This window comes from Spiroplasma endosymbiont of Tiphia femorata (assembly GCF_964020225.1).
In the GTDB taxonomy this organism is placed as follows: Bacteria; Bacillota_I; Bacilli_A; order Mycoplasmatales; family VBWQ01; genus Spiroplasma_E.
The window spans coordinates 471,681-498,334 of record NZ_OZ026544.1 but is presented as its reverse complement, the minus strand read 5'-3'; the positions used below and the strand labels follow the sequence as shown (position 1 = coordinate 498,334).

Annotated in this window: 30 protein-coding genes; 12 read left to right on the top strand and 18 right to left on the bottom strand. The window is 22.9% G+C overall.

Going from position 1 to position 26,654, the window contains the following annotated elements:
- The first annotated feature begins 385 nt into the window (after positions 1 to 385).
- On the top strand, positions 386 to 568 hold the full coding sequence (locus AACK83_RS02965) for a hypothetical protein (protein ID WP_338957966.1): 183 nt from the start codon (positions 386 to 388) through the stop codon (positions 566 to 568).
- On the top strand, positions 555 to 1,340 hold the full coding sequence (locus tag AACK83_RS02960) for a hypothetical protein (protein ID WP_338959342.1): 786 nt from the start codon (positions 555 to 557) through the stop codon (positions 1,338 to 1,340). Before AACK83_RS02965 ends, AACK83_RS02960 begins: the two co-directional genes overlap by 14 nt.
- Positions 1,341 to 1,377: 37 nt before the next feature.
- Here AACK83_RS02960 and AACK83_RS02955 read toward each other — a convergent pair whose 3' ends face one another.
- From AACK83_RS02955 to AACK83_RS02895, 13 genes are all read right to left on the bottom strand, one after another.
- On the bottom strand, positions 1,378 to 1,584 hold the full coding sequence (locus tag AACK83_RS02955) for a hypothetical protein (RefSeq protein WP_338957961.1): 207 nt from the start codon (positions 1,582 to 1,584) through the stop codon (positions 1,378 to 1,380).
- Positions 1,585 to 1,602: 18 nt separating this feature from the next.
- On the bottom strand, positions 1,603 to 1,725 hold the full coding sequence (locus AACK83_RS02950) for a hypothetical protein (protein WP_338957331.1): 123 nt from the start codon (positions 1,723 to 1,725) through the stop codon (positions 1,603 to 1,605).
- A gap of 304 nt (positions 1,726 to 2,029) precedes the next feature.
- Positions 2,030 to 3,613, bottom strand: coding sequence for a hypothetical protein (locus AACK83_RS02945; protein WP_338959341.1), 1,584 nt, complete (start codon positions 3,611 to 3,613; stop codon positions 2,030 to 2,032).
- Positions 3,597 to 4,379, bottom strand: coding sequence for a hypothetical protein (locus tag AACK83_RS02940; RefSeq protein WP_338959340.1), 783 nt, complete (start codon positions 4,377 to 4,379; stop codon positions 3,597 to 3,599). The genes AACK83_RS02945 and AACK83_RS02940 overlap by 17 nt, the downstream gene beginning before the upstream one ends.
- Positions 4,380 to 4,384: 5 nt before the next feature.
- Positions 4,385 to 5,575 carry a hypothetical protein gene (locus AACK83_RS02935; protein WP_338959339.1) on the bottom strand — a complete coding sequence of 397 codons (1,191 nt, stop codon included), beginning with the start codon at positions 5,573 to 5,575 and terminating at the stop codon, positions 4,385 to 4,387.
- A 1-nt stretch (position 5,576) separates the two neighbouring features.
- Complete coding sequence (locus tag AACK83_RS02930) at positions 5,577 to 5,840, bottom strand: hypothetical protein (protein WP_338957953.1); 264 nt, start codon at positions 5,838 to 5,840, stop codon at positions 5,577 to 5,579.
- A 1-nt stretch (position 5,841) separates the two neighbouring features.
- Entirely contained in the window at positions 5,842 to 6,336 is a 495-nt protein-coding gene (locus AACK83_RS02925) for a hypothetical protein (RefSeq protein ID WP_338959337.1), read from the bottom strand.
- Between the two features lie 16 nt (positions 6,337 to 6,352).
- On the bottom strand, positions 6,353 to 9,178 hold the full coding sequence (locus tag AACK83_RS02920; protein ID WP_338959336.1) for a hypothetical protein: 2,826 nt from the start codon (positions 9,176 to 9,178) through the stop codon (positions 6,353 to 6,355).
- A complete protein-coding gene (locus tag AACK83_RS02915) occupies positions 9,141 to 9,926 on the bottom strand; it encodes a hypothetical protein (RefSeq protein WP_338959335.1) in 786 nt (261 codons plus the stop codon). The genes AACK83_RS02920 and AACK83_RS02915 overlap by 38 nt, the downstream gene beginning before the upstream one ends.
- 25 nt (positions 9,927 to 9,951) lie before the next feature.
- On the bottom strand, positions 9,952 to 10,443 hold the full coding sequence (locus tag AACK83_RS02910; RefSeq protein ID WP_338959333.1) for a hypothetical protein: 492 nt from the start codon (positions 10,441 to 10,443) through the stop codon (positions 9,952 to 9,954).
- Positions 10,444 to 10,446: 3 nt separating this feature from the next.
- On the bottom strand, positions 10,447 to 11,799 hold the full coding sequence (locus AACK83_RS02905) for a phage terminase large subunit (protein ID WP_338959331.1): 1,353 nt from the start codon (positions 11,797 to 11,799) through the stop codon (positions 10,447 to 10,449).
- Positions 11,793 to 12,188, bottom strand: a complete 396-nt coding sequence (locus AACK83_RS02900) for a terminase small subunit (RefSeq protein WP_174480004.1) — start codon at positions 12,186 to 12,188, stop codon at positions 11,793 to 11,795. The genes AACK83_RS02905 and AACK83_RS02900 overlap by 7 nt, the downstream gene beginning before the upstream one ends.
- Positions 12,189 to 12,348: 160 nt before the next feature.
- Positions 12,349 to 12,513 carry a hypothetical protein gene (locus AACK83_RS02895; RefSeq protein WP_338959327.1) on the bottom strand — a complete coding sequence of 55 codons (165 nt, stop codon included), beginning with the start codon at positions 12,511 to 12,513 and terminating at the stop codon, positions 12,349 to 12,351.
- Positions 12,514 to 13,231: 718 nt separating this feature from the next.
- Between AACK83_RS02895 and AACK83_RS02890 the strand changes: the two genes are divergently transcribed.
- Positions 13,232 to 13,816 (top strand): hypothetical protein, encoded by a 585-nt coding sequence (locus tag AACK83_RS02890; protein WP_338959325.1) that lies wholly within the window; start codon positions 13,232 to 13,234, stop codon positions 13,814 to 13,816.
- 259 nt (positions 13,817 to 14,075) lie between these two features.
- Here the strand turns inward: AACK83_RS02890 and AACK83_RS02885 are convergent, their stop codons facing one another.
- From AACK83_RS02885 to AACK83_RS02870, 4 genes are all read right to left on the bottom strand, one after another.
- The gene (locus tag AACK83_RS02885; RefSeq protein ID WP_338959323.1) at positions 14,076 to 14,243 is read right to left on the bottom strand and encodes a hypothetical protein; all 168 of its coding nucleotides are present in this window, start codon (positions 14,241 to 14,243) and stop codon (positions 14,076 to 14,078) included.
- A gap of 157 nt (positions 14,244 to 14,400) precedes the next feature.
- A complete protein-coding gene (locus tag AACK83_RS02880) occupies positions 14,401 to 15,648 on the bottom strand; it encodes a hypothetical protein (protein ID WP_338959321.1) in 1,248 nt (415 codons plus the stop codon).
- Positions 15,649 to 16,291: 643 nt separating this feature from the next.
- Positions 16,292 to 16,558: a hypothetical protein gene (locus AACK83_RS02875; RefSeq protein WP_338959319.1), complete on the bottom strand. Its 267-nt coding sequence runs from the start codon at positions 16,556 to 16,558 to the stop codon at positions 16,292 to 16,294.
- Positions 16,559 to 16,724: 166 nt separating this feature from the next.
- Positions 16,725 to 17,585: a ribonuclease HIII gene (locus tag AACK83_RS02870; protein ID WP_338959317.1), complete on the bottom strand. Its 861-nt coding sequence runs from the start codon at positions 17,583 to 17,585 to the stop codon at positions 16,725 to 16,727.
- 131 nt (positions 17,586 to 17,716) lie between these two features.
- On the opposite strand from AACK83_RS02870, the gene acpS reads away from it, so the two are divergent.
- From acpS to AACK83_RS02840, 6 genes are all read left to right on the top strand, one after another.
- Positions 17,717 to 18,037 (top strand): holo-ACP synthase, encoded by a 321-nt coding sequence (acpS, locus tag AACK83_RS02865; RefSeq protein ID WP_174479919.1) that lies wholly within the window; start codon positions 17,717 to 17,719, stop codon positions 18,035 to 18,037.
- A 28-nt stretch (positions 18,038 to 18,065) separates the two neighbouring features.
- Positions 18,066 to 19,373 (top strand): thymidine phosphorylase, encoded by a 1,308-nt coding sequence (locus AACK83_RS02860; protein ID WP_338959314.1) that lies wholly within the window; start codon positions 18,066 to 18,068, stop codon positions 19,371 to 19,373.
- A gap of 75 nt (positions 19,374 to 19,448) precedes the next feature.
- Positions 19,449 to 20,771 (top strand): hypothetical protein, encoded by a 1,323-nt coding sequence (locus AACK83_RS02855; RefSeq protein WP_338959312.1) that lies wholly within the window; start codon positions 19,449 to 19,451, stop codon positions 20,769 to 20,771.
- Positions 20,772 to 20,926: 155 nt separating this feature from the next.
- Positions 20,927 to 21,679 carry a segregation/condensation protein A gene (locus AACK83_RS02850; protein ID WP_338959311.1) on the top strand — a complete coding sequence of 251 codons (753 nt, stop codon included), beginning with the start codon at positions 20,927 to 20,929 and terminating at the stop codon, positions 21,677 to 21,679.
- A complete protein-coding gene (gene scpB, locus AACK83_RS02845; protein ID WP_286641535.1) occupies positions 21,672 to 22,253 on the top strand; it encodes an SMC-Scp complex subunit ScpB in 582 nt (193 codons plus the stop codon). Before AACK83_RS02850 ends, scpB begins: the two co-directional genes overlap by 8 nt.
- Complete coding sequence (locus tag AACK83_RS02840; protein ID WP_338959308.1) at positions 22,246 to 22,983, top strand: pseudouridine synthase; 738 nt, start codon at positions 22,246 to 22,248, stop codon at positions 22,981 to 22,983. Before scpB ends, AACK83_RS02840 begins: the two co-directional genes overlap by 8 nt.
- Before the next feature lie 21 nt (positions 22,984 to 23,004).
- On the opposite strand, the gene AACK83_RS02835 is transcribed toward AACK83_RS02840, so the two are convergent.
- Positions 23,005 to 24,135, bottom strand: coding sequence for a ribosome-inactivating family protein (locus AACK83_RS02835; RefSeq protein WP_338959307.1), 1,131 nt, complete (start codon positions 24,133 to 24,135; stop codon positions 23,005 to 23,007).
- A 281-nt stretch (positions 24,136 to 24,416) separates the two neighbouring features.
- Here AACK83_RS02835 and AACK83_RS02830 point away from each other — a divergent pair, with 281 nt between their 5' ends.
- The 3 genes from AACK83_RS02830 to AACK83_RS02820 all read left to right on the top strand — a co-directional run bounded on the left by AACK83_RS02830 (position 24,417) and on the right by AACK83_RS02820 (position 26,653).
- A complete protein-coding gene (locus AACK83_RS02830; RefSeq protein WP_338959305.1) occupies positions 24,417 to 24,914 on the top strand; it encodes a hypothetical protein in 498 nt (165 codons plus the stop codon).
- Between the two features lie 112 nt (positions 24,915 to 25,026).
- Complete coding sequence (locus tag AACK83_RS02825) at positions 25,027 to 26,526, top strand: hypothetical protein (protein WP_338959304.1); 1,500 nt, start codon at positions 25,027 to 25,029, stop codon at positions 26,524 to 26,526.
- 4 nt (positions 26,527 to 26,530) lie between these two features.
- Positions 26,531 to 26,653, top strand: a complete 123-nt coding sequence (locus tag AACK83_RS02820; RefSeq protein WP_338959302.1) for a hypothetical protein — start codon at positions 26,531 to 26,533, stop codon at positions 26,651 to 26,653.
- Position 26,654: the final 1 nt, after the last annotated feature.

Below are 26,654 nucleotides of genomic sequence, written 5' to 3'. Positions count from 1 at the left end.
TTTCATCAATTTTAATATTTTCACCAGCAATTAACTTATCTTGTTTTTTATCTAATAATTGATTTGTTTCTAGTTTTGTATAATAATCATGTTCAGTATTTTCTTCTGCTATAAATTCAGTTGGTGTATCTATTCCTTGATATTGATATATTTCTTCTATATCACCAATTAAATTAATTTTTCCACGTTCAGGATAAGAATTACCGCCACCACTAAATTCTTTCTTTTTATTGTTATAGTAAATTACATCATCTACGATATTATAAAGAAATGAAAATTAAAGATTTATTAAAAAAATCACAATTTCATTTAGTAAAAGATTTTATTTATATATTAGAATGTATTATTTCTAATTTAGAAATAGAAATTAATGAAGGAGAATAAAATGATTGAAAGAATGTCAGAAGAACATATATGTGCTAATCATAAACCTAATAAATGTATAGTCGCAACTTATCAATATCAAAGAGAACAAGCAGTATTAAATCATTTATTAGAAATATATAATAAAGGTATTAAAAATTATTTTAAGGAAAAAAATAAGGAGAATAAAAATGGAAACAAATAATTATACTTTAATAAAAATACTTCGCTCTTCAATAAGTCCAATTTGTGCAATGATTGGTACAAGTGCTTATTATGGTCAAGTGATTGCAAATCCAGTATTAGGTTCAATTAATAGTTTATTATTTGGTAAAAAATTAGGTTTAGATATTTGAAATTTAAATCAAAGACATTCTTATAAAACTAAATTATTAAATAGTTCTAAAAAAATATTATTAGGATTAGGAACAATTGGAATAGTTAATTATGCTAAATTTACTAATACTACAAATCCTATAGAACCAACTACAACACCTATTCCTATAACTACTACTAGTACTACAACAGTTGACCCATTTCCACCAGATTTATTATTAAGCAATCCCAATACTACTGATAATCATTTAATGGATTGAGATACATTTATTAGTCTTAATTCATATGGTATTGCTAATTTAGTTGCTGGAATTACTGAATTAATACCAAGTAAATTTGAAACTATACGTAAAATAGCCAATATGGCTACTGGTGGAACATTAATTAGTAGTGGTGTTGCTATGGGTATTAATAATGATTTTAATAATGCTTATGCAGTACCTACCATAATTGCTGGTGCAAGTGAAATAATCCATAATTTATTACCTATGGAAACCACACATCATAATGAAGAAATGCAAGAAACAGCATTTAATAATGAAACTGCAAATCTTATTAATGATAGTATAAGTCAATATGGTGCTACTAGTGAAATTAGTGAATCAAATTTAAGATGAGATTATAGTCATATGAGTTTATAAATAAATAAAAATGCCTATTAAAGGCATTTTTTTATTATTAATAAATACTTTTTATTTCTGGTTGTTTATTAATAGAATTTAATTTACTTTGTAATTTATTAATTTTATTTTGTTTTTTAAGTGCTTTTTTATTAGGGTCTGTTAAAGATTTGCCAAATGCAACTAATGCTTTTCCTAATTTAATTAAAACATAACCTCCATTAATACATAAATTAGCAACTATAATAATTGTTGTAGTATCCATATTAATCACCACCTTTCTTTAAAATATTTGATTAATTTTTAATATAATTTTTACAATAATAAATATAATTAAACCAGCAACAGCAGAAGATAATAAAACTCCAATCAAACCTAAAATAATCTTTATAATTTTTCAAATCATAATATTATTCCTGTAATTCTTCTAATTTTTTAAAAATATAATCTCTACCCATACCCCACATTATTCTATTGTTATAAATATTAATTTCAGTTTGTTGGTTATTGTTATTATTTGCTATTCATAAACTACTTTTTACAACGCTTGTATCTAATTGATAATAAAAATTAATTATTTGTCAACTATAATTTTTATTATTTTCTTTAGTTGTATAATCACCATAACTTATATATATTCTATAATGTGTTTTATCTTTAAATATATATTTTATATAATTTTGATTATTATTATTTTTATCTGTTATAATTTATCCTACTTCTTTTCAATTTGAAATATTTGGACTTGGTGTTGGATTATTTTTTAATTCAATATCATAAGTATTATCTACTTCATTAATATTTAATGTTTTACTTTTAATTTTTGGTATTCTTTTATTTAATTCATTAATAGCACCAATAATAGTTTTATAAAATGTTTCTAATTCTGGTATATTTTTAGTTTTTAAAATTTTTACAATACCATTTGCATTTAAATGAATTTTATTACCTAATTCTTTTGTATTTGTTCCATAAAATTCATTTTCATCAAAAAGAGTATTTGCAAGATAAAAAGCATTTGTAAGTAATTCAATAATATTTTCTTTTTGTTTTTTATCTTTAAATATTCTATTATCTAAATCATTAATTTTATCTTGTTTATCATTTACTTTATTATCTACATATTTTTTATTTGGTATATCATTATCTTCTGTTAAATATGGATTATTTTTATATGTAAATGTTTGACCACCAGCAATAGCAATATCATTTGTAAAATGTAAACTTACTTTTTTCTGTTCTTTATTATCAAATATTCTATTTTCATCAACTGAACTACTATTTACTTTAATTTCATTAATAGCACCAACAACTGTTTTATTAGTAGTTTTTAAACTAGGAATTTCTTGACCAATAGCATTTAATTGAAATGCTACTGGAAACATTGCTTTTGTATCTTCTAATTTTTTATCTACTTCTTCTTTTTTATAATAATCAGATAAATCTACTTTACCACCAGTAGCACTAATTTTATTATTTTCATCAATAGTTATATTAGTACCAGCAATTAATTTATCTTGCTTTTTATCAACATATTCTTTAGTTGTAGCATCACTTAAAAATGTAGGAGTACCAACATCAATAATTCTTTTACCATTAACATCAATACCTTTATCATCTTTTGGCTTTATAAAATTAGGATTATCTTTATCAACTTCTCATAATGAATCAATATTACTATCAACATGAATTTTTAATTTAGGTATAGTATCAGTAATATCATCTATTTTTATACCAGTACCAGCAATTAATCCTTCTTTTCGTAAAAATGTTTTATTACCAGAATCTCAAGTAATTACTCTAGTATCACTTTCATCAAAAATATTAGGTGTATTAAAATTATCTGTATTACATGAAATAGGATTATTAATTGCTTTTCTTGGAGTATGTAAATTTGCTTGTTGTAATAAATTATATACTTCCATTAATACATAATCTGGTTCACTTGGTGGACTAATACTACTTGATAAACCATTACCACTAATTGATACACTACTTCTTATAAATGCCATTCCATCAGTTAAATAATATATAGTCATTCTTGCTGTTGCTCTTTTAACTAATTGTTGTTGAGTTTCATTAAGATTTTTAAATCCTATTACTTCAATTTGATTACCAGTAATAGTATTAATTCGCTCACTTGATATAGCAATAGACATAATAGTAAAATCAGTTTTAGTATTATCAATAGTAGTTTGGTCAGCATCTGGTATAAAACCATATATAGTTTTTAAATCATCTTTTGTAATATAATTTAAATTTACATTTCAATCAATATTATTTTTGTTTTCCATAATCTTTAAACCTTCCATATCCTTGTACTGCTTGTGATTTATTAACTACACCAATAACTGATTTATATTTAGATTGTTGAGTAACTTTTTTATTCATATTTTTAACATTAGTTCTGGCTCTTTGTTCTCTATCAGATTTTGATAAACCACCGTGATAATATTGATTTTGAAATATCTTATTAGCACCAGTACCATAAGCACCTGTTGCTTTACACATATCAATTCAAGTTTCTCTAGAAACCATAAAATAATCATAACTTTTAGATAAATTAGTTCTATAAGTTAATGTAGCAATACCATAAGTACCCGACTGTTGTTGTATTACTGGAGTTCATATACCACCCGCTAATGCACTACTAGAAAGATTTACATAAACTCCAATCATACTATCATAATCTTGTTCAGTTAAAGAATTCATTATTATTTCTTTACCTTTATCCATTAATGACTTACCATTTAAATATTGTTTTTGAATATGTTGTAATTTAGCAATATTATTATTAGTAATATGTGTCATTATTTTTTTATGAATTACTGGTAAATTTGTTAATTTTTGTAAAACTTGTTGAAATTCAGATAATTCTTTTTGAGATTTACCTTGTCCTAATACTTTTGACATTAATTGATTTTTTAATATTCCTGCTGGATTTTTTAAAAAACTATTAAATAATGAATTATTTTTTTTAAATTTTTCTATTAATTCAGCAGTTTGTATATCACTAACAGCAGTTTCTAATATCATTCTTAAAAGTAATATAATAAGCATTTAAATTACTTCTTTGTAAAAGTTACTTGTAAAGAACCATCATATAAAGTTTTACCTTCAACATTAGCACTTGTTGCTGTTAAATCTGAAAAATTAGCATTACCTTTAACATAATTAGGATTTTTAGCAATAACTGCTTTTTCTACTTCATCTGCAGTTGGAGCATCACCAGCCATAGTTATTTTTCCTAAATTCGTAAACTCAATTGCTGTTGCAATATCTATACTTGAAGTAACTGTAAATCCTTTAACTAAATCTGGTCTTAATGCTTTACCTTCTGAAACTAAAAACTTATGAAAATTCTTAACATTACCATTACTTTGTAAAACAAAAGTATTATCTTGACCACGATTAAATGGAAATGCTAATGCTTCTTTATGTACTAATACAGCATCACATCCTAAAAAATTAAATGATTCTTGTTTATCAATAACTCCAGCAGGATAATTTCTTCCTAATCATGGACATTCTATAATTTTAATACCACCAATTTCTACAATTTTACCATCTTTTAATGCTTGTGAAGCACTATCACTACCTAATGTAGTTGTTGATAATAATACTAATGGTTTAAAAAAACTAGATACTCATAATACATAATCTTCTTCATCTGTACCAATATATTCATCAGTAATTCTTGCTTTTAATGTTGCTAACGTATTTGATATTTTTAATCATAATAACATTCTATAATCATCTATTTTTGGATTACTTGGTAATGCAATATTAATAATTCCATTATCTTTGGCTGTTTTAACTGCTAATGATAATAATTTTGCAACTAAATATATTTCAACAGATTTTGCTTTTGCATCAATTCAACTTGATGCTAAACTATCTGATACAAGAACATTACCATCTTCATATTTAGCACCTAATAACTTTAAATCTAATGTTTCTTCTTCAAAATTAATTTCTTTCTTTTTATTTAAAAGAATTTGAACTGTATTCACTGCTGTTAGATTATTTGCTCCAGCACCAGCAGTATAATCTTCAGTAATATTTCTTTTAGTAATATTATAAATAGCAGTACCAGCATCTAATTGTTCTCTATTTTCTACTGTTGCATTAATTAACGCTACTCTTTTTGATAATAAAACTTTTAAATTTTTAATATATTTAACTGATAAATCTAATTTCCCAGTTGGATTACTTGGGTCATTAATTGTTGTTGATTGTGTTGTAATAATTGCCATTTTATTTATCTCCTTGCGCTTCTAATTCTTCTATTTTTAAATATTCTCTAGTAGGTTTAATTTCTCAAACTGATTGTAATTCTAATAAATCACTTGTTACTTGTACTATAAAATCTATTTGTTCATGATGATAAAATTTTAATTCATCATATTTTGTTATTATTTTCTTAATATCATCTTCTGTAGATAAACTTAAAGAATTTAAAGTTTTATCATAACGAAGATTTATATTTTTATATTTTTCATTAAATTCTTTAATAGTCATATTAACCTACCATTCCTATTTTTCTAGTATCTACTTCATCTTCTTTATTTTCTTTAAATTTATCTTTTACATCTAAAGAAGAACTAATATTTGTATCTTTATTTTTATTAAATAAATGTGGAAAATCTTTATTTAATAATGATAATTCTTCTTCAATATCTTCTTTATCTCCAAGATATCTTTTTAATAAATCAATATTTTCTTGTGATAAATCATATTTTTTATAACTTTTTGAATGTCTAATTTCTCTATCTTTATCAGTTTTTTCTTTATATAAAGCATTATATTTTTCTTCTAATTCTTTATATTTATCTTCTAAAGTTGGTTCTTTAACTTCTTCAGTTTCTGATTCTTTTGATTCACTTTCTAATGGTTTTAATTCATTTTCTTCGCTTTTTGATTCATTTTCTGTTGAATTTGATTCAATTTCTTCTTGTTCATCTTTTTCTTTTTCTTCCATAGTATTACCTTCTTTCATTTCATCTTCATTTAACATAATTACCACCACCTTTCTAAGTTGAACTTTTTGGATTAATTACCAATGATGTAGTTTGTAAGTTTCAATTGGCATTAGTTTTAATATGAGGTAATCCCATGCTAAATGTAAAAGTTACAATAAATTGATATCTTAGTACTATATATTTATCAAAACTAATATAAGCCACTATTTTAAATCAAATTGATGAAGCAATTGTATTTTCTCGACTTAAATTATCATTTGTTCATAATAAATCATTAACATAAGTGCTATTAATATTATCTGTTGCTTTTAAAGTTGCTGATTGACGAGGATATTTATCGTGGGATTTTTTTTCATTAATAATATTAAATGTTCAATTATCTGTAGCATCATTATGATTCCCAGAATTATTATCATAATAATTAACATGTGATTCAAATTGTGGATTATTTTCATTAATATCTTTTAATTCACTTAAATTAATTTTTATAGGTGTAAACCAATTTTTTGAATTTGTTACTGTTTCATAAATTGCGTTCATATTAAAATTAAAATTAAATGTTATACTTTCATAATCTTCTTTAAATTTATCAAAACTATCATAACCATAATCTTTAAATGAAAATAATACTGCTTTACCATAACCACTTAATTCATCATTTATATCAGGTCTCATCTGATAAGGATAATTTGGTCTTATATCATATGAACCTTTAATACTATTATTAATGCCATATTGACTTTGATTACTTAAATCGATAAATATAGGGTGTGCTCTTTCTATTAATGGGGGTGGTTGAATTGCTTGTGGATAATTAAATGGTTGGTCAAATTTAAAAGTATTATTTGCTAAAATAAATGTATTTTGAATTAATCTACTATTATTACTTGCTTTACCAACTGTTTGATAAGTACCACTTCAAATACTAAAATTATCATTAACAGCACCATTTCTATTATCTGGCATTGAATAAAATGTTATTTTAAAATTACTTTTACCAACAACTTTAATATCAATCATATCAATTGCTCATTTAACAAGATTTGTATTAGTAAAATTTGGAGCATTTAATAATGGAATTGAACTATCTTCTTTTGCTAATAATGAAATTGTATCTTTACCACCAGCACCATTTTGAACTAAATTTACAGTATCATAAATTCCTTGTGAAGAAATACTTCCATCATTAATATCAAAATTTTGTAAATTAATCATATCAGTTAAATTAAATGTAAATGATGTCATATGACTTGCTGTTCCAGCAACTGCTTGTATAGCATCTGGAGTATCATTTCTAAATACATCTAATGGAATTAATGCTGGATTAGTACTTTGTGAACTATATAATAATGTTGTATAAAAATTATATAATTCAGCAGAAATTAAGCCATTTATATAAGGAAATTGAGGTATTAATAAATTACTTGATAATTTAGCACCAATATCTAAACCACCAACAAAAGCATTCATAAATGACCCAAATATAGGTATAGTATTAAGATTAATTTTAATAGTTTCTCTAACTGTTAAAGGTATTTCACTAATAGGATTATAAATAAAATAATGTAATGCATTTATAGTATTTAATTGCTTAAATTTATTATTATTCATATTATAATGAGTATTACCAATAAATTTTTTATTATTTTTATTATAATATTGAAAATATGGATTACCAGCAGTTGCATAATTATAATCTTCTATTTCAGCACCATTTAAAAAATTATTATCTCAATAATTTACTAATCTATTTGATACATCAACTTTATTAGTATTTTTAGTTTTTTCAACATTAGTTCTTAAATGACCTTCATAATGTTTAGTTGCACCATCATCATAATTTGGTGCAATTACTTTTTGTCAATCTTGATAACTATCCATAACACTCTGACCTTGAACAGTTAAAACATAATTTGTTTCTGGTAATGCTTGAAAACTTACTGGGTCATAAGTTGAACATTGATATTGTCATGGAAATAATAATTTACTTGGATATTGTCGATATTTATGTTGTTTAGTATTAATAGGATTATTATCAATATCTCTACCTCATAATGCTATTGAAATAGGTTTTACTGAACCATAAAATGATATTTGACAATGAGTAACTGGTAATGATGTTAAATAATTATCATCCAAAACAATATTATTATTTTCATCTAATGCTGGTAATGCTACTGGGTCAGCAGGTGCACCTAATTGCACATATTGATTAATTGCTAATCCACTATGTGCTAATTTATCATTTAATGAACTAAAAGTACATTGAATATAAGCCAATTCTTTATTTTCTGGATTATAAGTTTTAGTTGCAACTTCAAGAATATATCATTGTCTATCAACTTTAATTGATTTATCAGTATTTATAACTTTATTAATTTCTGGAATCATATATAACTTATATAAATTTGAAACAATATTATTAATAAAACTAAAATTCTTTTTTTCATTTGGAATATTAATAACTACATTTTTAATTGCTTGTTCTTGAATAAAAGCATTATTTGCTGGAGTTGCTGAATAAGTAATACCTAATTGGTCACTTACAATATTTCCATAAAATACATCACCAATTTGTAATTGTTTATATGCTTCATCTGGATTATCTTTATTTTGAATAGGATAATAAGAATGGTCTCAAACTGCTTGTATTGCTTCTCTTCCAGTAAAGATTTTACTAAATGAAGTATAATCATTAGGTATTGAAGTTGGTGGTTTATAACCCGTTTCTGTTGAATTTATAGCACCTAAAATAATAGTAAAAGGACATACACGAAATTGTAAATCTTTATTTTGTGTAAAATCTTTTTCAATTTCACCTGTACTTTTTCATACAGTTTTAATTAATTGATGATTCTGTTTTGGTGTCATTCCCATTTTTAGTTTCTCCTAAAAAAGTATTATTAAATTCAATTTCTTCTTTTTGATATTTTCTATTTTCATTAATAATTTGTTGTGCTTCTTCTTCACTAACACCATATCTTTTAACTATAATTCTTTTAATATTAGTAATTCCTAATCTTAATTCTGCTTCATCAATTTCAAGTGATTTTAATCTATCTGTAATAGTATTTTCTTTAATTTCAAATGTTCATTTTGATTTATCACCATCTAATCCCATTAATATAAAACATCTTTGAAATATTTCATTTCAATCACTTTGATTTAAAGTTCTTTTAATTCTTGTAGTTTCCATATCTCTTGAATTAGTAATTAATACTTCTGCTTCAGTTTTTTGACTAGTAGTATCATTTACTGGACTATATCCACTACCTTCAAATGCTTTATCAATAATAAATTGAATAAATTCTGCATATTTATCTAATATTGGACTACCTTGTAATATTGCAATTGGTGGTGTTCCACTAGTACTTCCTAAACTTCTTAAATTTGCTTGTAAAATAAATTTACCTATTAATTTCTTTAAATCAAAAGCAGTTTTAGATTGATTTATTTCTTGTTCAGTAATATCTAAAAATACACGAGTAACATTATATTCAAGTTCATGTTCAATTGATTCAAATGTTTTATTTAATAATTTTTGTTGTTTTTTAATTGGAGTCATATCTGGATAATAATCACCAATAACTCCACCAAAGAAATTCTTTTTAGGTAAATTTTGCATAAATTTAACTGGAATAATACCTAAATTATGATTTTCTAATTAAAGGTAATTGTAAATCTTTACTTATTTTTTCTTGTAAACCATCTAAAGTAACATAATCACTTGTAAAATATCTAATTATTTGATTTTGAGTATATGTTGTTTTAACATAAATACTTTGGTCATCATACTGTACTCTTGACCATGTTGATGCACTATATTCAGTTTCTAATACTCTTGCAACTCTTGATTGAGCATATGGCTGAGCAAAATTTAATGATATTCTACCAGTTTTACTTTTATCAATTTGAACAATACTATAACCATAACCAGATTTAATATGACAATCTTGATAAAACAAACTATCAAAATTATTTCATTCTTTTATTTTTTCAATTGCTCTTTTATATTCTTCATGTTCACTTGTTAAAGTATAACCATTACCCCATAATAATTTACTTGCATGATTTGCTATTATTTCTTGAAGATTAATCATACATCACTTAGGAATTAATATTTCAGTATTATGATTATTCATATGTTACTTCCTTTCAAAATAAGGATTTATATTTGCACTTAAATTTCTAATATATGGCTCAATTGCATAATCAAATGCATCACGTAAATGGTCATTACCAGCTAATGGTATTTGTTTAATACTTTTAGGGTCTCATACAGCCAATCTAAATTCATCTAATAATGCTTGTGCATTCATACTAATATTTAAGCGTTCTGATGCCATTAAAGCCACATTTTTACCTATTCTAAACTCAAGTCTTAATTTCACACAATCTTTAAAATATAGCCATGAATTAACTTGATATTTAATTGCTGTATCATTTAACATTTCAATAAATGTATAATTACTAAAATCACAATATACAGTTAAACCATATTCATATAACAAATTATTTTCTTTTGCTAATTTAATATAAAACTCAACTACTAATCTTGCTAATTGTTTATTATCATAACGAATTAATTTATTTTCTATTTTTAAACAATCAATAACATTAACAAATTTAAAATCATAATCAAAACCTATTAATAAACATGCTAAAGCATCATCTTTAAATCCATAATCTAATCCAGCACTAAATCTATAACTTGGTTGTAATAATCTACTAATCTTATGAATTAAATGTGAATATATTCCACCAGATTCATAACCTACTAAACCATGACTTCTTACTCTTGCAGATATTGGGTCTAGAAGTTCTATTTCTAATAATTGTTGTTTATCACTATCTTTTAAATGAGTATTTAATTTTCAATTTTGATAATGATAAATAGTATTATCAATAATAGTAAATTGTTCATATTCATTAATAATTTGCTTTTCATTTTGAGGACAAGCATTTATAGTTTTTTTAATAAATTCATTTAAAATACTTCAAGGATTACAACTTTCAATTTCTAATAATTGATTTGCACCACGAATAGCATCTTTTAAATCTTGATAATCATTTTCAGTAATTTCATATCTTTCATCACTTCATATAATTACATAATCATATAAATAATTACTTGCTAATCCAGTTAATTTAACATTACTATTATCTTGTGAATGTAAATATTTACAAGTTATTTTACTACCATTAAATTCAATAGTTTTTTTAGTTTCACTAATAATAAAATTAATACTAGGATATGTTGCTCTAATAATTTGTTTTAATTCTTGTCAACTATCATTTAATTGTTTTGACATATTACGAATTAAATAAGCATGAATATTAATATTTTCTAACATTAATAAAATTCCAAGAAATTCAATATCACTAAATGTTTTACCTGATTTACGACTACCTAATTGTTTAATTTTATTAATATTTAAAGGTTGTTTTAAATACATTCTTTTAGCAATATCTAATAAATAACCAAAATTACTTAACATTTATTCTTACCTTTATTTTCTAAACTAATTGCTATAGGGGCTGTATTATCACTACTTTTTATATCAATTTTTGTAGATAAATGATATTCTTTCACAAATGCTCTTTCTAAATATCATGCAGTATTATTTGCATTTGCTTTTAAATATCTTTGTGTATTAATATGGCGTATTTGTAAATATGCTCAATTAATTTGTTGTAAAAAAGTATTTCTCTTTTTTTGTTTTCAACTATAAAGAGTATTTTCAGTAATATCTAAATAAACTAACATACCAATTTTAGTAGGTACTTCTTCAGTTTGTTTACAATGATTAAAATATTCTTCTAATTTTTCTCTTAATGCTTTTGCATCATTAAAAATTGTTCTTATTTTTATTTTTTCTTCTTGCACATAAAAATCTCCTTTCATATGCTTTAAAAAACGAAAAATTATGATATAATTAATATAATCTTTAAGTTAAGTGACCGAAAAAACTAACTTATTAACTTTATTAATTACTTCATATATTTTTTATTTAATTTTTATAATATAATTATAACAAAAAATAGCATTATACTGCTATTTTTTTATTTTTTATTCTTTTATTTTTAATTTTTTTTATTAAATAATCTATTAAACATCACATAATACCTAGTCCTATTACACCTACACCTATCAATAATCATTTAGGGTCTTGGCCATGATGTTCAATATTTGTTAAGTACTGTCCTATCATTTTTTATTTTCCTTTTCTATTTATATTTTTCTTTATTGTACATTATTTTATTAAAAAAGAAAAGATAACTAATAAAAGTTATCTTTTAAACGTAAATAGAATTTTCAAGTTATTAAACGTTTGTTAATATTATACTCTAAAATCTGAAATCACTAATATTTTAGCAAAATATTTTCAAAAAATCCATGATTTTGATGAATATTTTTTTCAAAATAGAAATAAAAATCAATATAAAATTGATTCAAGAGTTAATAGAACAGTAAATACTCCAATTGGAATAGGAACTTTTAGACAAAGAGTTTATTGAGATACAATTAATAAACAATATTATTATCCAATTTATGAAGAATTTGGTATTAAAAAAAGAGCAAGAATTACTAATGATTTATATTTTGATATATTAGATAATTTAATTGAAAATTTAATAAGTAAAAAAGGTTATTTTAATATTCAATCAGAATTTAAATATACTTCTTTTTCTAAAAATCTTATTTCAAGAATTTTTAAAAATGCAAAAATTGCAAAATGAATACCAGAAGAAAAATTTAAAGTATTAGATAATGAAAAATTAAATATATGTGCAGATAATGCTTATATAACTTGTTGAGATGAAAATGGTTTAAAACAACAATATTGTTGTAGACTTTTAACTTATAATTTAGGAAGAAAAGAAATTTATTCATATAGAAATAAATTAGATAAGAAAATAACTTCATTTATGTTATTTAAAACTAATAATGCACCAAAACAAGAAGAATTACATAATTTTACAATACAAACTATTAATAATCATTATGATATTAAATTAAATATATTTGCTATTAATTGAGAATATAATAATTATAATTTAGTAGTTGCTGGTGATGGTGCATTATGAATTAGAGCAATGGCTAGTTGATTAGGTTGTTATTATATTTTAGATAAATATCATGCTTTTAGTTATTTATGAAAATCTTTTGTTAATGTTCGTGGTAAACATCAAAAGAAAGCACTTGATTGAACAAAGTATTTAGATGTAACAACTACTTTTTCAAATGGTAATTATAATGGATTAATTACTATTTTAGAAAATAATCATAATAAAGTTACTAAAAAAACTTATAATTATTTTAAAAATAATGAACAAGGAATTATTAATCAAAATGCTGATTGAAATATTGGATGTTCTGCAGAAAGTGATGTATATCATTTTTTAAAATCTTTAACTAATGGAGCAAAAATATATAATTATCAAACATTAAATAATATGTTAATAGCAAAAGCAAATTATTTAAATTATAGAAGTTATCTTAATAGTACTTAAATTAATACAATTTAATATTTTTAAAAACTAATTTTAAGATTAGAATTTTTGTGTTATTTAAATGTAATTTTGTAATTATATTTTTTAACATTTTTAAAATTTATGGTATAATTTAATTAACAAATCATAGAATTTTCAAGTTATATTGTAAATGTTATTGAATTCTATGGGTTAAACTTATACGTCCTTTGACAACCCGTCCATATTAAAATTAATCATTTTTATAAAAAAATCACTTAATAATTAAGTGATTTTTTCTTTAAATATTAATTTTATAAAGTTTTTTTATTTTCATTTTTTTCTTATTTTCGATTTCTTGTTGTTGTCTTTCTTTTTCAGCTTTTTCGGATTCTTTTTTTAATTTATTAGCTGCAATTTTTTCTTTTATTCTTGCTATTTCTTTTTCTCTTTTATTTTTTTCATCCATAAAAATCCCTTTCTCACTACTTTTTTGGTATATTTATTCTTATACATCTAAAATATCCAAAATCAGTGTACATTTTTTAGAAAAAAAATAAATATAAAATATTAAAAAAGTCACTCTTTTTAAAAGAGTGACTAAAAATTAAATTTAAATAGTGCTTTTAATTGAATGGCATTGGATGGTATATTCCTGTACTTGTTGATGGTTGGTTATTTATATCATTTGCAAATTCATATGGATTGTCAATAGAAAATTCTTCTATTGATGTTTCGTCATCAGTTTCTTTTTCATTTGATGATTTTTCTGATTCTATTTGTTGTGATAAAACTTCTTCAATACCAGAATCTTCAAATTCTTCTTCCTGATATTTTTTAAACAATTCATCAAAAGTTGTGAATTTCCCATTGTTTTCTAATTTTTCTAAATGTTTTTCAAGAAAAACTGCTTCTTTTTTAGTAAATCCACAACAACTAGTTAATATTGCTGTTATTTTTTTTATAGTTATTGGTTGATTAAATACATCTTTATAAAAATCAGAAATAGCAAAAGCAATTATATCAATTGCTGTTACACCAATTGAAAATCCTAATGTTGTTCATCTAACAAATTTTTCATAAAATAATTTTGTGGCTTTTTGAAATCCATATTCAGTAACTAATGCAGCTTCTGTTTTAACAGCATTAACAGTACAAGTGACTGATAAAAATAAAGGGATTGCCATTAATATTTTTTTATATCTAGTTTGTTTTTCAACTCATTTTGAAAGTTTTTCAGGACAAAGATTAGTTGGAATTCCTAAGTTTGTTAAACCCGATTTAAAAATATTATTAATTGGTCTCATAACAAAATAACGACTTATATTTGCTGCTAAAGCACCTGTAGTAAAAATGTCTTTCGTGATTCAATCATGTAAATTAAAATCTTCTTTAGAAGTATTTTCTGATGAACCAGTTAGAATAATATGACTACCTGCCCATGTTAGTGTTTCTAAAGTTAAATTAACTAAAAGATTACGTCCTCAATTAGTTACTAATGCTATTGGTTTATTATTTTGTTGTTCCATAGTTTTAATTGTTTTATTTGCTAAAGATATTACTTGTTTAATTTCAATATCATTATTAGCATTATTATTTTCTGTTTGTGAATTAATAATTAGTTTTTTAATTCGTTCAATTTCTTTTTTAAAATTTGGATGATATTCAAATTCTGTTTCTACACAATTTTCAATTTGATTAAATTTCTGTATTAAATCATTAAGTATGGAAATATTTGAAAAATATTTCATTAATTTTTGATGGTCTTCTTCAAATAAAAGTGTTTCAAATATTTCTTTATATTTTTCAAAGTCACTGGTATTAAATTGATTGATTTCAATGGGATTTGTTTTGTTTTTTTTATTAAAAAACATCTCGTGATCAACTTGAAGCTGCTGAAGTGAAAAATGTGCCAAGTGCAGTATCAAGTAATACCATAACATAATTTTGTCAATTTCAAAATATAGCATCAATATAATCTTGGGATGTGTGTTCTTTACCATCAATGGGAAAATTAGAAACTACTCTTTGTAAATTTTTACCAGTAAGTCCAATATAAATTTCTAATAATCCTAAAAATTTATATGCAATATTTCTTATTATTCCTGGTTTTGTTTGATCAATAAAATTTTGTATTATTGTTAAATATTTATATAATTTTAATAAAACATTTAAATCTCTATTATTAGAATTTTCTTTAAATAATTTTAATTGTTCATTAAGTGAGTTGGTATTTGTTATAAATTTATTAAGATTATTAATAGTTTTTATAGTAATACCTTCTAAGAATTGATCTTCGGGTGATAATCTTCTTTCTTTTTTTTGAAAAGTTTTTAAATCTAAATTATCATCAATATATTCATCAACATCATTGTATTCTTTTTTATATATTTCTATTAAAGTTTATTTTTAATAATTCTAAAATCACTATAATTACTGTTCCATTTTTTTCAACAAATGTTAGTTTTTGTCAGTATTGATTGTTATTAATGGTAATAGTGCTTTCATTAAAAAAAGTTAAACTATCAAAGTTATTTTTAATTTGGGTTTCATATTTTCAATTTCCATTATCATCGAGTTTTTTTGTGTTGTTCCTCCATAACGACTACTACAATTTATTCAATTATTTTCTTCACTATCTTCTATTTCGATGATTGTACTTGAACTATTAAGACTTTCAGTACTACTTGAATTACTATTATTTATAGAAGATTGTTGCTGGGTAATTCCATAATTAGTATGTTTATTTTTTTCTAATAAAGGTTTTTTTTCTTCTTTTGGCATTTTATTTTCTCCTTTAAGTATAAAAGTCCTATTTTGTTTATAAAAACAAAATAGGACTTAAAAATATATTTAAACATATATCTGATTTGGATTATATCATTTATTTAATAGTTTTTAAATAAAAAATATCTTTTTATATATAGTTAATAAAAATTAAGTTTTTTATTTATTTAAAAAATTCAGTAAATGATTTTTTGCTATGACGTTCAAGAAATTTATTAAATTCAATTGTTTTTTCATTTTTAATTTTTTCTAAAAATATATTAACTTCTTTTCCAGTACCTAATGGAATTGTATTAGTGTCAATACCTTTTATTTTTTTAATTTCTTCTAAAAATAAATAACGACTAATAATAGTACTACAAGCGATAGCTAAATACTTACTTTCTGCATTAGTAACAAATTGAACTTTATCTTTAATAATTTTATTACGATTATCTTTCATATTTTCAATGTATTTGTAATATGTATCTTCATTAATATATTGATCAATAACTATAGTATCATATTGAATTCTATGTTGTAACATACGAACTAATGCTTGATTTTCTCCTCAGGTTTTAATAATATTGGGGCTATAACCCGCATCAATTCATTGATTATATTTACGATTGTTAATGATTACTGACTCAAAAATAATTGTTTTCATAATATCTTGTGCTAATTCAATAAATTTACTTTGTGATAAGTCTTTATAATCGCGAATGTTAAGTAAACGTAATTTTTCTAAATTACCCGAACCAATATAAGAACTAATAATAACAAGTGGACCAAAAAAATTATTAATACCAAATTCAGCATTGCCAATGACTAGTGATTGATTTTCATCAAGTTGATTTCAAATTCTACGATATTCTGCAATAATATCCTCTTTAGTACCTTTAAAAATAACTTTTTCTTGATAAATTTCAATTGTTATATTATGATATTGAAATAATTCATAACTACTATTTTTATTATCAACTTTATAGTTTTGGTAGTGTTCTTTAATTAATGATTTTTGTTTTTGATTTAAGTAAAATGTCATTAATATACCACCATCTTTTCAAAATTTATTTGATTTATTGAAATTAATATCACACTTTCTTTCATATTAATTATATAATAAAAACAAGGATTTTAGGGTTTTAACCTTTTATTTTATATAAGGAGTTAACAATGCGTAGTGTAGGTATAGATATTATTGAAGTAAATCGAATAGAAAATATTGAAGAATTTGCTAAAAGAATTTTAAGTAAGAAAGAAATTATACTTTTTAATCAATATTCTTTACAACGTCAACAGGAATTTTTGGCAGGAAGATGAGCATTAAAAGAAGCAATTTTTAAGGCATTACCACAAGAAAAGTTAACATTTAAAAATATTGATATTAGTTATAATCAATATAATCAACCAATAACTATCATTAAGAATTATCAATTACTTTTATCTTTATCACATAATGAAACTAATGCAATTGCAATTGCAATTGTTATTTAATAAAAAGAAAGTAAGGTGTTTTATTAAAATGTATATGATTGATTTAATCTCTAAAAAGAAATTAGGACAAAGTTTAAATAAAGAAGAACTAAAATTTTTAACAGAAGGTATTGTCAATGAAACAATACCAGACTATCAAATTAGTGCTTGAGCAATGGCTGTTTATTTTCAGGGAATGACTAATGATGAATTAGTAGAATATACAAAAGCCGTTATTAATAGTGGTGAAACCATGGATTTATCACAAATTACTGGTTTTAGTATTGATAAACATTCAACTGGTGGTGTTGGTGATAAAACTAGTTTAGTATTTGGTCCATTAGCTGCTGCTTGTGGATTAAAGGTTGCAAAAATTTCTGGAAGAGGATTGGGTATTACTGGTGGTACTATTGATAAACTGGAAATAATTCCAAATTTTAAATGTGATTTGGAAATATCAGATTTTATTAAAGTTGTTAATAAAGTTGGTATGAGTATTATTAGTCAAACTAGTAATTTAGTGCCTGCTGATAAAAAATTATATGCATTACGTGATGTTTCAGGAACAGTTGATTCATTGCCATTAATTGCTGCTAGTGTTATGTCTAAAAAAATAGCAATGGGTGCTGATTTAATTTTACTAGACATTAAATGTGGAAAAGGTGCCTTTGTTCAGGATATAGTAACTGCAAGAAAGTTAGCAAAATTAATGGTACATATTGGTAAAGCTTTTAATAAAAAAATTTATGCTATTATTAGTGATATGAATAAGCCTTTAGGACAAACAATTGGTAATGCATTAGAATTACAAGAAGTTATTTTAAGTTTAAAAAATAAAGGACCAGAAGATTTGAAAATTCTTGTTAGTAATTTAGTAGCTTTAGCCTTATTGGGAGCTAAAAACGTAAAAACCTTAAAAGAGGGTATTGATAAAGTTAATGCTATGTTTACTAGTGAAAAACCACTACAAATTTTTTATGATTTTGTTAAAAGTCAAGGTGGAGATACTAAATATCTTGATAATATTGATAAATTACCACCAGCTAAATATATTATTAAAGTTAAGGCACAATTATCGGGCTATTTAGATGTTACTAATAATTATGCTTTAGGTGAATTATCAGTAATATTAGGAGCAGGAAGAACTACTAAAACTGATATCATTGATCCAGTGGCAGGAATTTATTTAAAACAAATTCATGGTCAAAAAGTTGAAAAAAATAGTGTAATTATGGAACTCCATACTAATAAAGATCAACATTTTCATCAACAATTTTTAGATTTGGCAATTTCTACATTTCAGATTACTAATAAAAAATACGATATTAAACCAATAATTTTAGAAATAATAATGTAATTTAGTTTAAAATTGTTTATAATGTTACAGTATTTTAAAAAATATTAATTAAATGAAATGATAAGGAGCGTTTTTGTGAAATCTTTATTGAAATTACTGGGCACACTTGCTTTAGCAACAACACCAGTTGTAACAGTTGTTGCTTGTGGTAGTGAAAATAATCAAATGACTCCAAGGGATATTCTTAATTTTGCTGCCTCTTTTGTTACTGATAGTAGTGTGCAAATTAAGGCTGATCTTAATTTATCAGATGATACCAATATAGGAGAAATGAAAGGTAAAATTTTTAGCGAATTAGATACTTCTGTGCAAACAGCTATTGGTAACTTTTTCTCTAGTAAACTTAAAGAAAGTACCAATGAACATCCAACAAATTGATATCACCCTGATGCACATGTCAAAATTATGGACTATGTTCCAAAAAAAGATAATGATAATGATGAAAAAGACAAACCTAAGTTTGTTTTACCAACTGGTAGTGAATTAGTCAATGGTCATTTATGAGTAAAAGCGGAAATCTCTTATTTAAATTTACCATCAGTTACTAAAGATATTAAAATTACAATTAATAATGATACAAGTCATACTAATGATCAAAAAAAAGCTGATGCAATTAGAGACTTTATTAAAGAAGAAATTACTAAAGGTAATCTAAATATTAATGTTGAAAATTTACCAATAACTGGAGAAATTAAAGGAGCAGAAAAAAAAGAAAAAGAAGAAATTGCTAGAACTCAGTTATCATATATTAAACAAAATTTAAATGTTGCCATTAAAGATAAAGTTCAATATTCTGGTTTAAGTTTAAGTTTTGAATTTTCAGGTGATTTTTCAAATGTTCCTAAATCAACTTTATTTAAAATGACAGATCCAACGGTGACCAATAATGATGATAAATCAATTGTATTTAATGGTAATGTTAGTAATATTACTATTGATTTCTTAGTTGGTAATGATGGTAATTCTACTTTTAATACTGGTGATATTGAAAGTACTACTGCTATTAAGATTAACCAAACTTTTGTTGATGCAACAACACAAATTTCAAAAATATTTTCTGACTGAACAGTTGATACAGTAAAGGAATTACCAAAAGCTTCAGATAAGTATTCAGATTATGACAAAGATGGAAAAATAAAAGAACAAGTTATAACAAATGGTTATTTTGCTAATATTAATAAAATTTATAGTATTCTTGTTCCTAAATGAAATAATGTAATAACTATTACTAATCCTGAAAGTAGATTTAATCTTAATCCTAATGAAAAAAATGGTTATTTTAATTTAAACTTTAAATTAGAATATGATCTAAATAAAGTCTTTCCAGATATAAAGACAACTTCAAAATTTGAAATATCTGCTGAAAATATTCATATTACGTTACGTGAAGTTAAATAATAATATTTAAAAATATAATAACTTTTAAAACTTATTTTAATCATTAAAAAATTAAAAATAAGTTTTTTTTATTTATTAAAGATTAATCAAGTACTATTAAATTAAGTTATAATTAATATTAATAAGTATAAAATGATATTGAGGGAACGAGAATAATGTTACAACCAGTAATTACAATTGAATCTTTTCAAGGACCAATGGATTTGCTTTCGCATTTAATTAAAGAAAAAAATATTGATATTTTAGATTTAAATCTAAATGATGTTACTAACCAATATGTTCATTTTATTAATGAAGAATTAATTAAAAACATTGATTTAGTAAGTGAATATTTACCGATTGCTGCTTATTTATTAGAATTGCAATCAAAACAATTATTACCAAAACAAGAACTAGTAGTAGATAGTGCTTATGAAAATGAAGTTAATCGTCAAAAATTAATTGCTCGTTTATTAGAATATAAAAAATTTAAAGAAATAAGTAATTATTTTAAAGAACAGGCTGTATATAGAACCCAATTATTAACAAAAGCACCTAGTGATTTAAAAACATATTTAGTTGATGAAATTACACCAATTTTGGTAAAAAATAATGTTAATAAACTAACACAAGCAATGTTAAACTTATTTAATAGACTACAAAATGAAAATAAATTACCAGTTAATTTAGCATTAAACTTAATTTCAGCTGAAGATCGAGCTAAAGAAATTAAACAGTTACTGAAAAAAAATCCCAAGCAACATTTTACTTTAGAACAATTATTTTTTACTAAAACATTAACTTTACATTATTTTATTATTACTTTTATTGCAATTTTAGATCTTGCAAATCATCAAATGTTACATATTATACAAACTAATACTTTTACTGAAATTACAGTAATTTATCGAGGTGAGAAAAATGAATAATAGCAATTGAAAAACAAACGAAAGATTAGCAGTTTTACAAGGTTTATTATTTATTGCTGGCAATGAAGGTCTTGATTTATTAACACTTGCTGAATATTTAGAATTAACAAAAAAACCAAAAACTGTTGAAAATTTAATTGCATCTTTACAAATGAAATTAAATGATGATGATACCAGTGGTTTAAGTTTAATTAAAGTTGGTAATATTTATAAATTAACAACAAAACCTATTCATTATAATCGCTATCAAGTATTAAAACAACAACCTTTAATACGTTTATCACAAGCAGCTTTAGAAACACTAGCTATTATTGCTTATAATCATCCAGTTACTAAACCACAAATTGAAGATATTCGTGGTGTAAATTGTGATTCTATTATTTTTAAACTAAAAAGTTTAAATTTAATTACCGAGATTGGTCGTAGTGAATTACCGGGAAAACCAATTTTATATGATTTAACTGATGAATTTATGGATCATTTTAATATCGAATCTTTAACTCAATTGCCAACTTTGCCTCAATTTAATAACCAAAATGATGAACAAGAAATCTACAACTTTACTAATGAATAATGATTTAGAACGCTTGCAAAAAGTTATTGCTAATTCTGGAGTATGTTCACGACGAAAAGCAGAATTACTAATTATTAATGGGCAAGTAACAGTTAATGGGCAAATTATTACAACGTTAGGTTTTAAAGTTACAAGTAGTGATGTTATTAAAGTTAATAATCAAATTATTAAGCAATCTAATCATATTTATTTAGCATTTTATAAACCACCTAATTGTTTAACAACAGTAAGTGATCCTAAAAATCGACCAACGGTAATGAATTATTTTACTAATATTAATAGTAGAATTTACCCAGTCGGTCGTTTAGATTTTGATACTTCAGGTTTGTTGTTAATGACTAATGATGGTGAATTTACTAATGCTATTATTCATCCTCGTTATAAAATAGATAAGGTATATGAAATATTGGCAAGTGGTATTTTGTCATCAAATGCTATTAAAAAACTACAAGACGGTATTATTTTATCAACTTCATTTACAACTTCTCCTGCTATTGTTAAAATAATTTATAAAAATATAAAAAAAGAAAATACTTTACTACATCTCACTATTCATGAAGGACAAAATCAACAAGTTAAACGTATGATTAAAGCAGTAGGAAGTAGAGTAATTACTTTAAAGCGTTTACAAGTTGCTAATATTACTTTAAAAGATTTAGCAATGGGTGAATATCGTTATTTGACAGAAGAAGAAGTAACAACATTGATGAAATTGAGTCAAAAGAGTTAAAATAAAAGAATAATTTATTTTTTAAATATAACAACTTTTTATATTTTCTGGGTTTGTCTTTATATCAAAAACCTTATTTATTTCAATAATATTATCAGCAAAATCTTTTGCTGTTTTTATTTCGTCTTGTAATTTTTTATTTGTAATAATATCATTTTTAAAATTTTTCAGTATTTCAATAAGATTATTTAAGTTTTGAAATTTATTTATTTCTTTAGCAATAGCGTATTTTTGTTTTTCACAGATTTTAATACCGATATCTATTCAATCTTGTAATTTTTTTATTTTTCATTTTTGATTTGGAGTTATTAATGGTGGATTTTGATAATTGTTAATTGCATGATACATGCTTGTGTTAAAAACCATTATTCTTAATCCATTATTACTTAATTCTTGGTGAAAATATTTATTTAAGTTACCTTTATTATTTAAAAGATAATTAATAGCATTATGTGTTCCGCGATCTCAATTTCTTATAATTTTTTGAAAAAAAACTCAACTTTGTATTATTGGATTTATAGGTCTTTGACTTTGAAGAATAAAATATTTAACACTTCTGAAACGAATACTTTCTGATGTAGTTAGAATTACTCCTATTAATGAGCATTTAATTTGATTTTCATTTAAGTTAGAATTTGTTAACAATAAAAAATCATTATGTATTGTTTGTCAAGAATAATTATTATGTGCCTGGAGTCCATTACTTGCTACATAACTTCCTACAAAAGGTAAAGATTGGCAAAAAATATTTTTTATATTAGGATTTATTAATGTGCTGTCTTCAAAATAATAATAAGTTGTTTCAAAAGTAAATCCTTGTAGGTATAAACTTTTTGAACAAAAAAATAATTTTAACGTTTTTTGTTCAATATTTACAGTAATTGAAAAGTAATCATATTGTGCTTTTTGATTTATATAATAAAACTCTGAGTTAGCATTTGAACCATATGTATTTGGCATTTTTAATAAAATAGTTTCTATATATAGTTCTTTAATAATATGATTTAATTTTTTAAAAAATATTATAGGATTATCATTTAAAACTTCTAAAATTGTTATTGTATGAAAAATACTTGAGTTGATTATTTCTTCTTCATCAAATTTTTCTTTTTCTTTTCAATCTTTTTTTTCAAAATTTGATTTTTTTGGCATATTTAATTTTCCTTTCAAAATAAAAACCCATTTACTTTTTATGAAAGTAAATGGATTAAAAACTAATATTTAGTTATATACAGTATAGAAAATAAAAAAAATTTGTCAACTTTAGAATCTTTTATATTATTTCAAAATAGGTCAAATTTCAAAAAAAGTAATAATAAAAACTTTAATAGTGTTAAAAGCATTTTTTATGTTTTTTAGATAATCATTTATTATTATTATTTATAGTTTATTTTAAAAATTAAAATAAATGAATTTTTTTGAAAGGAAAAAAAATGAAAGAAGAACATTTAAAAGAGATAAATGAAAAAATATTAAATATAAAAAAATTATATAAACGTAATAATGAAATTTTAAATGAAATCATATTTAATAGAAATAACTATTGTGACGAAGAGATAGATATGATAAAAGATTCAATTTTAGAACAAAATTATAATTTTCAAGAAATAAAAATTCAACTTTTAGAACATCAAAATTTTTTATTAAGTAAAAATATAAATAATGAATTCTTAGTTAATAATCTTGAGTTAGAATTATCAATCAATAAATTTTGATATAAATTTTCTATTAAACTTTATAAAAAAGAAAAAGAAATAGTTAAATATTGAAAAGAACAGTATTTTGAATGTTATAAAAAACAATTTTTTGTAAAGAAAAACTTAGAAAATGATAATAAAATATCAAATTTTGTTATTAAAAAAATTAATAAAGATGTACAAAATATTTCGATTTCAACTCCTTCATTAAAAGTACATACATTAAAAATGTAAAATATATAACAAGCTATTTTTTAATAAAATCATTTAAAAATCTAGAATTTAATTTTTTTTAAATTATGATATAATCACTTTAAAATAATTATTAATTTTTTACAATATTTAAATGAGGTATATATATGAAAAAACCATTATCATTTATGGGTGCATTATTATTATCAAGTGCAGTCTAGATATTGAAAAAATTGACTTAAAATCATTTTATACTAGAAATCAAGTTGATGAATTAATCAAAGAACAAAAAGACTTTACATTATCAAAACAAATTAAATTATATGATGATTTAGTTGATGATAATGAAAATGAAATATATAGAGGTCCTGTTAGTAAATTTATTAATAAAGGTTATGTTGCAACTGATTATGATAAAGAAACTGAAACTATGATTTTAGATTGACCTGATGAAATTGGTACATTACCACCCGAAGCATTACAAAATAATCCACAAATTGGTGATTATACACATGCACCAACTTGTGATTTTTCTGCTAAACAACAAAAACGAATTACTACAAATGAAAATGAAATTACCAAATTAAATAGTGAATTAATTAAAACAAACGAAAATATTAATGATGTTAAAAATAATTGATTTAATATTGAAACTAGTCCATTATGAAAAAAAGTTGAAAATAATAATATAGAAACATTTAAATGATATTTTATTAAAATCAGTTATCGATATTCAACAGAAAATGACTTTATGAAATTTTATAAAGTAATTAAAATTTATTTAAATCATGTTTTTAATGAATTTGAATTGTTAAATGTTGATTCCATGACGTATAGTGAACAAATCCAAAATAAAAGAATTTTAAATACCGGAACGATTTACTATAACAATAAAAAGAAAGAATTTAGTGGTGGTGGTAATTCTTATCCTGAACATGGAAAAATTAATTTAATTGGTGATATAGAAGAAATATATCAATATCAAGGAATAGATACACCAACTGAATTTATAGCAGAGAAAAATACTGAACGTGATTATTATACAAAAATAGAAACTAATAATTTATTAGATAAAAAGCAAAATAAATTAACTGTTGGCGAAAATATTAAAATTGATGAAGTAACTAATACTATTAGTGCTATTGGTGGTAAAACTGATTTATCTGATTATTATAAAAAAGAAGAAATAGATAAAAAATTAGAAGATAAAATGGATAAAGACCATTTTAAATATGCTTTTTCTATTAATACTATTGGTACTGAAATTCCTAATTTAGAAACTACTAATAAAACTATTGCTGGGGCTATTAATGAAATATTAGAAAAACAACCACAACCAAGTCCAAGTGGTTCAAATTGAAAAGAAGTAGGAACAAGAGAAAAAAATAAATGAGATAATTGACAAATTACTTATGTTTTTCAAGAGAATAAACATTATAAAGTTTATTATTCTTGAAGTATATATAATCCAGTTTATACTATTCAAGAATTTATTATAACTAATAAAAAAATTGCTGGTGTACAAATACAAACCTTTAATGATAGTGCTAATATAGTAATTTTATCAGTTCAACATGCAAAATGGATTACTATTTATAGTGGAAAAGGTAATTTAAAAGGTAATGTATGAAAATTAGAAGAATTACAGGAATAATATTATGATTTGAAAAATTATAAAAATTATTTTAAGTTTAATTGGAGTTCTTTTATCGTCAGCAATAGCAGGTTTAATTATATTTATTATAGTAAAAGTTGTATTAAAAATTAATCAAATATTTTAAA